The following is a 9,787-nucleotide window of genomic DNA, read 5'->3' as shown; positions in this document are numbered from 1 at the left end:
AACAGGACACTGTAGAAGTGTCCTTCAGAAAATGTCGCTATCGGATCAACCGCTTCATTTCAGAAAGACGGTTGCCAACTGACCTAAAACGGCTTCTCCGGCACGGTTCGCACCCTCGCTCTCAATGCCAAAGCCAAGCTAGTTCGGGTCGAGAATCCCTCCGACAAGGGACCGCACTTCCGCATCTTCGCCGGCAATGTCGAGCTGGGAGCGGCTTGGCAGAAGACCGCCAGGGACACCGAGCGCGATTACCTCTCGGTCAAGCTGGACGATCCGAGCTTCCCGGCTCCGATCTATGCCACCCTGATCGAGGTGGAGGGCCAGGACGGCCTACAGCTCATCTGGTCCCGCCCGAATCGGGATTGAGGGCCTACGGCAACGGCCCCGCCGAAAGGCGGGGCCATTTGCCCGCTGTCACGGCCTCAGCTCACGGAGCCGTGATAGTCTCTGGTGCATGTCATTCAAATGTATTACATCTAGCTACGAATATGGAGGTCGCTATGGCTTCGAATGCCTTGGTCCAAACCCGCATCGATGCGGACGTGAAGGAAAAGGCCACTGCGGTTCTGGAAAATATGGGTCTCACGGTATCCGACGCCGTGCGGATCCTGCTGACACGCACGGCCAATGAAGGGATGCTTCCGCTGGAGCTCGTGAGCAACAGCCAAGCTTACGATAGCTGGTTTCGGGAGAAGGTGCGCCAGGCGTTGGCCGACACGCGGCCTGATATCGATGATTCCGAGGTCGAAGCGCATTTCGCACAACGCCGTACCGCTGCGCTTCGAAAGGCACCGGAGCAGGAACGGTGAAACTCGTCTGGTCGCGCTTCGCGTTGTCCGATCGCGACGGCATTTTCAGCTACATCGAGGCCGAGAATCCTCGTGCCGCGGTTCATGTCGACGAACAGATTGCCAATGCCGCGCGGCGTCTGCTCGACTTTCCGGATAGCGGTCGGCCGGGGCGTGTCGCTGGGACGCGCGAGTTGGTCATTCCGCGTACATCTTATGTCGCGGCGTACCTGGTCGACGGCGATACCGTTCGCATCTTGCGCGTGCTCCATGGCGCGCAGATGTGGCCCGACGAACTTACCAACGACGATTGAGGCGGCTCTGTATCGTGCGACCAGCTGGGCGGGCAAGTTTCGATTTATTGCCTATATCGTAGGTTGGCTACGATAAGTACGATCAAACTAAATCTTCAAGCCTTCGTCTGCGTGCGTGCCGGACGAATAAAGGCCTTGGTCAGCGACTCGAGCGTGACCGGAGTTTTCGTACACCCTCGGTCGCTGGAAACGGCCGCTGCGCTGGATTTCAACCGCGCGGCATTTTTGTTGGTGTCTTTTTCATCTGGACGAGACGGCCTTTCTGCCGAGCGTTCACAGCACGGACTTTCGCCTCTAGAGGACGCCCCACGCCCGGTAGCGTCCCCGCCCGGTCGCCTCGCGCAGGCCGAGCTCGGCGACCAGGTTTTGGGCGGCACGGGGAGTGATCCCGAGTTCCGCCGCGATCATGCCCGCCGAGACGATCGGCCTCGTCAGCACGTAGTCGAGGAGAGCCGGCAGTTTTGAAGTGGTGCGACGGCCGGCGAGTTTTCGGGCGAGCAGGTTTCTGGTCATCAGCCAACGGTCGTGATCCTTGCGGCCAGACTCGGCGGCGGCCGTCATGGCCTCGAGTTGCACGACCAAACGCGCTGCGGCGTCGCGTGGCCGCCGGCGCTCACGCGGAATGCTTTTCAGCCCAGCATGCAGGCACGGCAGATGCGATCGCGTTTTGCCGCGGTCCCTCAACAATGCCGCGGCGAGCAGGCGGCCGAGCCAAGGCGTGTGCTCGAGTGGTTCGATCTCACCCCAGGCGTCGGCGGCAATCGCCCCCGCCAGGGTCGGCGGCAAACCGCGAGTCTGGTCGACCACATCGCGCCAGTGATCGAGGCGTTCCTCCTCATCCCAGTCGGGATCGTAGATGAGAGAATCCCGCTCCGGCCGAAACCGAGTCTCGGCGGCAAGCCTGCGCTCCGCCCTGGCGTTCGCTGCGTCGACCGCGTCGAAAGCGGCGGCCAGATGGGGATCGGTCTCGCGGACACCGAGGGGCAATTCGAGACCTACCTCCTCCCGCTCGGGGGCCTCGTCGATCTCAAAACCTCCCTCACCTTCCTTCCGGTTGCTCGTCTCCTGCTCTCGCTCGCCCCGCCCGCGGAGGCTGGAGAGCCCCGGAGCCGACAGCGCCCATTCGGGCTTCGCCTCGGCGATGCGCCGACGGGCGCGCAGCACGGCGTGGGCGCGAGTCAGCTCATGGGTGGGAGTGCGAACGTCCATGCCGGCGTCGTGGAGCACAAGGTCATCGAGGTGGACAAGTTCGCCGTCCAGCCACAAACTGGCGCAGGCATCGGTGAAGTGTGTCCGGCTGATTGCGCCGTCGCGGATTGGGCTTTTGGCCAGCCGCTCGTCGAAGCGGGCCACGGCATCCTCGGCGGCGGCGAGCGGCCCGGCGAGCTGGGCCCAGGGCAGCGGATCGGGGATTTTGTAGGTGGGCAGCAAGGTCCTGATAACCTTAATGGGAACCAGCGAAACGGAAGCTAACACGGCTTTCGCTTCCGTCATAGCGATGTCGGTTCCGAACCGTCCAGGATTGAATGCCTCGCAAATCAACGAGCTCTGGCGAACTCAAGCCGGGCTAGCCGCCGGTCGGCGCCAAACCGCCGAGAAGATGCGCTGCTGGTCAGCTCCCTGCCCTCTTCCGGACGCCTTCGGCCGCCGCCCGCGCTCAGATGTCCTCGTCGGTCAGGTCGACTGTCCGCACGGCCGCGCGGTCAAGGCTATCGGGCCGGCTTCCCCGGCGTCGGTTGGGTGGCTTCACCGCGAATCAGCGTTCATTACTTCTGCCACGCTCGGGCTGGCTCCGATAGTAGCGCTTGTCAGGCCGCCTCGATGTCGGTCTGCGGAAAATCGGCGCCCTTGAACATCAACGGTTCGCCAAGATTTCGGGCGCAGGCGTAGGCGAAACAGTCCCCGAAATTGAGCCGTGCCGGGTGTCGGCCCTTGCCGTAGCGGTCGTATGCTTCGAGCGCGATGCGGGCTGTTTCGGGCGCCACGTTCACCGTTTTGATTTCCATCAGCGCGAGATAGCTCTCGACCGCTTCGGCCGCCGCGGCGATCGGCAGATCGAGCACGCAGGCGATGGCAATCGCCGCCTCCCATACGGCCAGCGGCGAGGTCAACCGGGTTGTGCTTTGCTGCACGCGCGCCAGCAACTCGCGCGCCTCGTCTTCGTTTGTCAGCATCGCGGCGAGCGCCGAAGCGTCGATGAACATCAGGAATCCTCGTACAGGCCGTCGCGGAACGCCTTGTCAGCAGGCTTGCCGCTCTGCGGGTTGCCCTTCGCCCTCAAATCGCGACAAAACTGGACGCCCAGGTCGACCAAGGACGGCCTGCCCTGCTCGCGTTCGAGTTCATGGGCGAGCGCCGTATGTACGGCCTCGGTCAGTCCGATTTTCTTTAACGCCGCGACCCTGCGGGCCAGCGCGTCGGTCTCGGGATTCTTGATATGGAAGGCCATCCGGCGCTCCTCTAGCGCGCATCGTGTATCCCTATATAACATTCCGGATACACCCCGTGAAGGCTGGTCGTTCTCGCGAAATCTGATGGAGAAGCTCGTAAATGCGCACGGAGGCTGTAGATTTCTATGGTTAGCATTCTGTGAATGCCATCCTCCGGCCTTCCGGGCGCATTTTCCCATCAAGACCATGCCATCATCTGGACGGGGCTCCGGCCGAAGGACAACCTCGTCCAGGCTCCTGAATTCATCAGCGCGCGGATCGACAAGGGCTGGAAGGCGCGCGTCGGCGGCTGGACGGCACAGATTGTTGTCAGCTGACAACATCCATTTACTTGGTAGGCCCAGGCTCTTGTTGTCAGCTGACAACAGTCTGTGCGGCGTCCCCTATGGGATTACTTCCCCTGCGATCGAAACGCCTCGTCCAGGAAGCGATTCGCTGCGGCGCGCTCGCCTCGAACTCGAAGGTTCGCGATGGTATCTGGGGCATCTGGTCGCCAGGCGTCGAGATTGGATCCGGCCCCAGGGCGAGGTCGAACCGCTCACGACCGTGCCGGTTAAGGTGCTAGCCTGACTGCGCATTGGCTTCCCTTGCCGAAACAGATCGCATGTGCAGCCGATGAGGAGGCGTCCCGAGCTAGGTGGTAGGCGGTCTTGCGGCTGGTGGCCCGGGAACAGCGAGCGCGATTGACCCGGAATGCACTCGGTCGATTACTCTACGCTTGTTCGTTCGAATTGGCGGAGACGTGCTACCGTGCGGGCTTGCTTGTTCCCCTGGCGAGCGGCGGCCCAGCGAAGTGCCGCAGTGGGCGCCTCGGTCCACACTGCGAACGCCCGGCGCGCTGCTGGACCTAGCGAACCAACACCACAAAACCCCTTCGCTCGCCACCGGCTCCGGCGCTTCAACAAGACGGGGAGGGCGCTTTTCGAGGAGCCGCCGCTCCTGGGTATCGGGTGCGAGACCACCTCCATCTTAAGAGGGAAGCGATCCTCCTGGGCAACGGCTTGCTGGGAAACGGGGAGTAGAGATCCCCGCGCGCGGCATGGATTAACTGCTCGTCAAGCACCGGTGCACGCTGACTCGACCCCAGAAGCGAGGGGTGACGCGCATGGAAAGAGACCCCGGCGCATCCGCGCGATAGCAACACTGATCGGAGCAGCGGCTGGCATCGTACCGAATGACGCCTGGGGACACAGCCTCGCCGAATCGCGCTATAGTAGAAATTCGCTCCGCTGGCTGGGGCCATTGTTGTCAGCTGACAACAAAACAGGGCGACGCGGCCAAAAAGCCGCTGCTCGCCGTTACGCACGCCATCGAGCGTTAAGAACTCGTTAACCCTTTATTTCTTGCTCAAATCATAGAATCGTGGCCATCTCTCAAGACGGAGATTAAGCGTCTGACGCGCAGAAACCGTCTTGAGAAGGCAAATGGCGATCTTAGCGGAAGATTCGGTGACGATGAGCGAGACTGCGTCTGCGCGGATCTCTCGGCATGCCGGCATTCTTTCCGGTCAGCTGCGATCGCTCGCGACGACGCTTTTCCCGCCTTCAGCGAGCAAATCGCTCCGGTCGTTCACCTCAGGGGAGGTTGCGCGAATTGCAGGCGTATCCGACGGGTACCTTCGACAACTTTCTCTCGACGGACTTGGACCGACCCCGACGACGGGAATCGGTGGCCGCCGATCTTATACTCTGGCTCAGATCCATGAGTTGCGCGGGTATCTGGCCACAGCGCGTCCGCGGGAAGCATTGGAATTTCTCCCGCGCCGGCGCCCAGGCGACAAGCTCCAGATCATCACCGTCGCGAACTTCAAAGGTGGCTCCGCCAAGACGACGACAGCGCTGTATCTGTCGCAATACCTCGCCCTTGCCGGCTTTCGGGTCCTGGCGATCGATCTCGATCCGCAAGCTTCGCTGTCAGCAATGTTCGGGTACCAACCCGAGTTTGACATTGGGGCGAATGAAACGCTGTACGGTGCCATCCGATATGACGAACACCGCCGGCCCCTGCGCGAGATCATCCGGCCGACCTATTTTGACGGGATAGGTCTCGTTCCAGGCAATCTCGAGCTTATGGAGTTCGAGCACACTACGCCTCGAGCAATGGTCGAGCGGCGTGAACGCGGACACGACCTATTCTTTCGCCGCGTCGCCAGCGCCATCGACCAAGTTGCAGACGACTACGACGTCGTCGTCATCGACTGCCCACCCCAGCTTGGTTACTTGACCATGGGCGCGCTGAACGCGGCGACCGCGATGCTCGTCACCATCCATCCTCAGATGGTCGATGTCGCATCCATGAGCCAATTTCTCCTCATGACGTCGGACCTCATGTCCGTCATCGAGGAAGCGGGTGGGCGCCTCGATCACGATTTCATCCGGTATGTCATCACGCGTCACGATCCTAATGACGTGCCCGAAGCTCAAATCGTGGCCCTCCTTCGCACCCTTTTCGGATCGGATGTGCTCCAGGCCACAGTGTGGAAATCGACCGCGATCGCCAATGCAGGTCTCACCAAGCAATCACTGTACGAACTGGAGCGTGGCGCCGTAGGGCGGGGCGCCTACGACCGGGCATTGGAATCGGTCGACGCGGTCAATGCCGAAATCGCGCAACTTCTTAAGAAGGTGTGGGGTCGATGAGCAAACGTACAGATACCATCAGGGGTCTTTTCACCGCCCCGCAATCACCTGCGTTGTCAGCTGACAACATGCCCGGTGCCTTGCCGCGGGTCTCGTCGGGCTCGGTCCGCTCGTTGAAAGACACCTTTTCTGGAGTCGAGAAAGAGAACGAGGAGCTTCGCGAAAGGATTGCCTCCGGAGCGATGATCCTTGAAATCGACCCCTCGCTTATCGATCCGTCGCCGCTAGCCGACCGGTTTCGCGACCAGGATGATAGTTCGTTCGAGGCGCTCAAGCAGTCGATCGCACAGCGTGGTCAAGAGGTGCCCATTCTCGTTCGGGAGCATCCTGAAGCGAAAGGGCGCTACCAGAGTGCATATGGTCACCGCCGCGTCCGCGCTACGCGCGAACTAGGCATCTCGGTCAAAGCGATCCTGCGAGCGCTGTCAGATGAAGCGCTCGTCGTGGCGCAAGGGCTCGAGAACGCACCACGCGAAGATCTGAGTTTCATTGAGCGCGCCACCTTCGCGATGCATATCGAAGATGCCGGGCATAGCCGGTCAATCGTGCAAGATGCGTTGTCGATCGATCGAGCGGAGGCCTCGAAACTTCTTGCCGTGGCCCGGTCAGTTCCAACCGATGTTGTTCAAGCAATCGGGAAGGCTCCGAAAGTTGGCCGCGGCCGCTGGCAGTCATTCGCCGACCTGGTTAAGGATGCCGCCGCGCTCAAACGTGTCAGAGCGGCGATCGCTGAACCGAAATTTGCAGAACGAGAAACCGACGCCCGGTTTCTTGCAGCATATACAGCGGCGAGCCGTGCATCCTCCGCGGGGACGTCGAAGCCATCGGAAGAGAAGCCAGTCTTTTCCGCATCCGGCGACAAGATCGCGCACGTGCGTCACGCCGAGCGCGAATTGAAGCTTACCCTCGACAAGAATGTCTCGGCGACATTCGCTGCATTTCTTGTCGACCAACTCCCGACGCTGTTCGACGCCTTTTCCAAAACGAGCGGCGGTCAGGAAGCTAGCGAGGCCTGAAGGCCTCGTCCCGTAAACACGAACCAGGAGCAGACAAGGCAAAAGAAAAAGGCCCCCGAAACGGAGTTCCGGAAGCCCTTCTCTTCAAGTTTGGCGACTGACAGAGAATCACTTTCGCGAATCGCAGTCAAGAGTTTCTACGCGATTTTATCGTCGTTTCGGCGAGCAGGTTTCCTTTGCCCAGCTGAGGCAAAGACATGCAGTCACACTCTCCAACGACGCCTTTTGGGCGGCGATCGTTGACGCTTGCCCATGTGGCAAGCCAAATGATCGCAACAGAACGCCCTCCCGAAAAGATCGTCCACAAATGGAAGATCTTCCACGCCATCTGCACGGCCCGGCCGCGCCTTGGCGTGTCGGAGCGGGCGCTGTCGGTGCTAAACGCGCTCCTGACCTTCCATCCTGAGACCGCGCTCACAGGAGAGGATGACCTGATCGTCTTCCCGTCAAACAATCAGCTCAGTCGCCGGGCGCACGGCATGCCGGCGTCGACGCTGCGGCGTCATCTCGCTGTCCTGGTCGACGCGGGACTGATCGTTCGGCGCGACAGCCCAAATGGCAAGCGTTATGCGCGGAAGGACGATGCCGGCGAAATCGAGCTCGCCTTCGGCTTCGATCTGTCGCCGCTCGTCGTGCGCTCGGAAGAGTTCGAGAGCCTGGCGGCCGACATCGAAGCCGAAGCCCGCGCGCTCAAGCTCGTGCGTGAGCGGATCACACTGTGCCGGCGCGACATCGCGAAGATGATTGCAACTGGCATCGAGGAAGGCGTTCCAACGCGAAGGGCAGGGCAGGGGCCTGCGGATTGGCAGGAGGTGCATGCCGCCTTCCGCGCAATGGTCGCTCAGATTCCGCGCACCGCGACGCGCCAGGAGCTCGAGCCGATCGCCGACGAGCTGTCGCAACTCGCTGACGACGTGCTCAATCTTTTGGAAGCGCACATCAAATCCAAGAATCCGAGCGCCAATGAGTCCCATTCTGAGCGCCACATACAGAATTCAAATACCGATGCCTTAATTGATCTTGAACCTAGCCTTCAAGAAGGCTGGACGGCGGGAGCTGAGCCTAAACCTCAACCATCGCGAGTCGCCGAGGGTTCGTATCCATTGGGAATGATCCTCGGTGCATGCCCGGACATCGTCGATTATGCGAAGGGTGGGATTTCGAACTGGCGCGATTTCCTCGCCACCGCGGCCGTTGTTCGATCAATGCTGGGGATCAGCCCGAGCGCCTGGGAGGAGGCGCAAACCGTCCTGGGTGAAATGCAAGCGGCGGTCGTCGTCGCCTGCATCCTGCAGCGTGGCACCACGATCAGATCAGCTGGCGGCTACTTGCGCGGGCTGACGCGGAAAGCGGAGGTCGGAGAGTTTTCTCTTGGTCCGATCCTGATGTCGCAGATCAACTCCCAGCGCCACGAAAAGCGACGAGCGTGAGCCATGGGTGGACCTGGCTGGATGGGCTTCCGGCCGCGCAGCGATGTCGTTCGGCCCGAGAGGCGATGTTGCCTTATCCGCTGAAGAGTGCGTCCATCGATTGCACGTTTCAGCGCGCCAGCGTCAATCTGCGATCAACATCCCGACGCCGGGACCGACGCTGTTGATGCCGATCGTGCGCTTCGCTCGGGCGCTGCGGTGTCAGCGGCCAGGTCTTTCGGCATGGCTCCTGCGCGCCGCTGGACGAGGCCGGATCCGCCCGAGGGCTGCTGACCGTCGGGCGCCTCGACCTATGGCCGAACGAGTGCGACAGCAGTGTGGGGTCTGCTCCCCGGGCGTAGCGTGATCGCCACATTCGATGGCACGGCGCTTCGAGTCCGTTTTGGTCAGTTTGAGTCACGCACTCCGTCCGCAGGTGCGAACCGGGCGCGCTCACCCTCGCGGCGCAAGCCCCGGAGCCATCGTCCGCGATGCTCCGGCCGGATCGTGGACGCTGTTGCCCTCATCGAAGATCGCAGCATCGATGCAGCAGACGCGGAATGTCCAGGCATGCCAAGTTCGTCGGCAGGTGTTTGTCGACCTTGCGGCGGCGGCGAACTTCGACTCGCATCTGCTGCTCCCCGGACCCTTTGCGACGGGATATGCGGTCTTCAGCCGGCCTGGTCAGGACAAGCGGATCTTGTCGCCCGTGCTCTTGACCGCATGATGTGATGTTGCCGAGGGGCCTGTCTTCATTCCAACAGTTTTCACGACGGGCAGCCCATCTGCGTCCTCGATTACGGCTGGTCTGACCGAAGGACGGTCCCGCTGCGCGGGCCCTCGATCTTGTCCCCGCAACGGCCGTCCTCGACTTTCTTCCCCTGGCGCTGCGCGCCATTCCTCGCGAGACAAGAAAGTCGCTGCCGGCCGCCCTCCACTTCGTTTCGGCCCTTCAGGTGCGGGTCGATCGCCTCCGGTCTCACGACCGCCATCGAGGTCGCGATGGGCGCGGCCCGAGAAAACCAAGGAATGAGACAATGGCTACCATCGGCACCTTCACCTCCACGGGCAATGGCTTAGGTTACGCGCGAGAAGGTGTCCTTTAGCGCGCTGACTGTTGCGAGTTTTGCACGCAGACGTCCGGGTCAAGCGTTCCCGCAGCGAAGCGAGG

At 61.7% G+C, this 9,787-nt stretch carries 9 protein-coding genes and 1 pseudogene; 7 read left to right on the top strand and 3 right to left on the bottom strand.

Going from position 1 to position 9,787, the window contains the following annotated elements:
* Positions 1-87 precede the first annotated feature (87 nt).
* The 3 genes and pseudogenes from ASG57_RS37275 to ASG57_RS29320 all read left to right on the top strand — a co-directional run.
* Positions 88-366: pseudogene (locus ASG57_RS37275) on the top strand (DUF736 domain-containing protein); the annotation flags it as partial.
* Between the two features lie 134 nt (positions 367-500).
* Complete coding sequence (locus ASG57_RS29325; protein WP_057198573.1) at positions 501-809, top strand: type II toxin-antitoxin system RelB/DinJ family antitoxin; 309 nt, start codon at positions 501-503, stop codon at positions 807-809.
* Positions 806-1,102, top strand: a complete 297-nt coding sequence (locus tag ASG57_RS29320; protein ID WP_057198569.1) for a type II toxin-antitoxin system RelE/ParE family toxin — start codon at positions 806-808, stop codon at positions 1,100-1,102. The genes ASG57_RS29325 and ASG57_RS29320 overlap by 4 nt, the downstream gene beginning before the upstream one ends.
* A gap of 294 nt (positions 1,103-1,396) precedes the next feature.
* Here ASG57_RS29320 and ASG57_RS29315 read toward each other — a convergent pair whose 3' ends face one another.
* From ASG57_RS29315 to ASG57_RS29305, 3 genes are all read right to left on the bottom strand, one after another.
* Positions 1,397-2,596 (bottom strand): RHE_PE00001 family protein, encoded by a 1,200-nt coding sequence (locus tag ASG57_RS29315; RefSeq protein WP_156457316.1) that lies wholly within the window; start codon positions 2,594-2,596, stop codon positions 1,397-1,399.
* A 314-nt stretch (positions 2,597-2,910) separates the two neighbouring features.
* On the bottom strand, positions 2,911-3,306 hold the full coding sequence (locus tag ASG57_RS29310; protein ID WP_057198568.1) for a type II toxin-antitoxin system VapC family toxin: 396 nt from the start codon (positions 3,304-3,306) through the stop codon (positions 2,911-2,913).
* A complete protein-coding gene (locus ASG57_RS29305) occupies positions 3,306-3,551 on the bottom strand; it encodes a type II toxin-antitoxin system VapB family antitoxin (protein WP_057198566.1) in 246 nt (81 codons plus the stop codon). The genes ASG57_RS29310 and ASG57_RS29305 overlap by 1 nt, the downstream gene beginning before the upstream one ends.
* A 144-nt stretch (positions 3,552-3,695) precedes the next feature.
* On the opposite strand from ASG57_RS29305, the gene ASG57_RS38215 reads away from it, so the two are divergent.
* The 4 genes from ASG57_RS38215 (at position 3,696) to repC (ending at position 8,637) form a co-directional block, all read left to right on the top strand.
* Positions 3,696-3,869 (top strand): hypothetical protein, encoded by a 174-nt coding sequence (locus ASG57_RS38215; protein WP_156402849.1) that lies wholly within the window; start codon positions 3,696-3,698, stop codon positions 3,867-3,869.
* A gap of 1,107 nt (positions 3,870-4,976) precedes the next feature.
* The gene (repA, locus tag ASG57_RS29300; protein ID WP_057198565.1) at positions 4,977-6,191 is read left to right on the top strand and encodes a plasmid partitioning protein RepA; all 1,215 of its coding nucleotides are present in this window, start codon (positions 4,977-4,979) and stop codon (positions 6,189-6,191) included.
* Positions 6,188-7,207: a plasmid partitioning protein RepB gene (repB, locus tag ASG57_RS29295; RefSeq protein ID WP_057198562.1), complete on the top strand. Its 1,020-nt coding sequence runs from the start codon at positions 6,188-6,190 to the stop codon at positions 7,205-7,207. The genes repA and repB overlap by 4 nt, the downstream gene beginning before the upstream one ends.
* A gap of 197 nt (positions 7,208-7,404) precedes the next feature.
* A complete protein-coding gene (gene repC, locus ASG57_RS29290) occupies positions 7,405-8,637 on the top strand; it encodes a plasmid replication protein RepC (RefSeq protein WP_057198561.1) in 1,233 nt (410 codons plus the stop codon).
* Positions 8,638-9,787 lie beyond the last annotated feature (1,150 nt).

Source organism: Bradyrhizobium sp. Leaf396 (assembly GCF_001424605.1).
Classification (GTDB): Bacteria; Pseudomonadota; Alphaproteobacteria; order Rhizobiales; family Xanthobacteraceae; genus Bradyrhizobium; species Bradyrhizobium japonicum_C.
The sequence above is the reverse complement of the archived record's forward strand: the minus strand, read 5'-3'. Positions and strand labels throughout refer to the sequence as shown.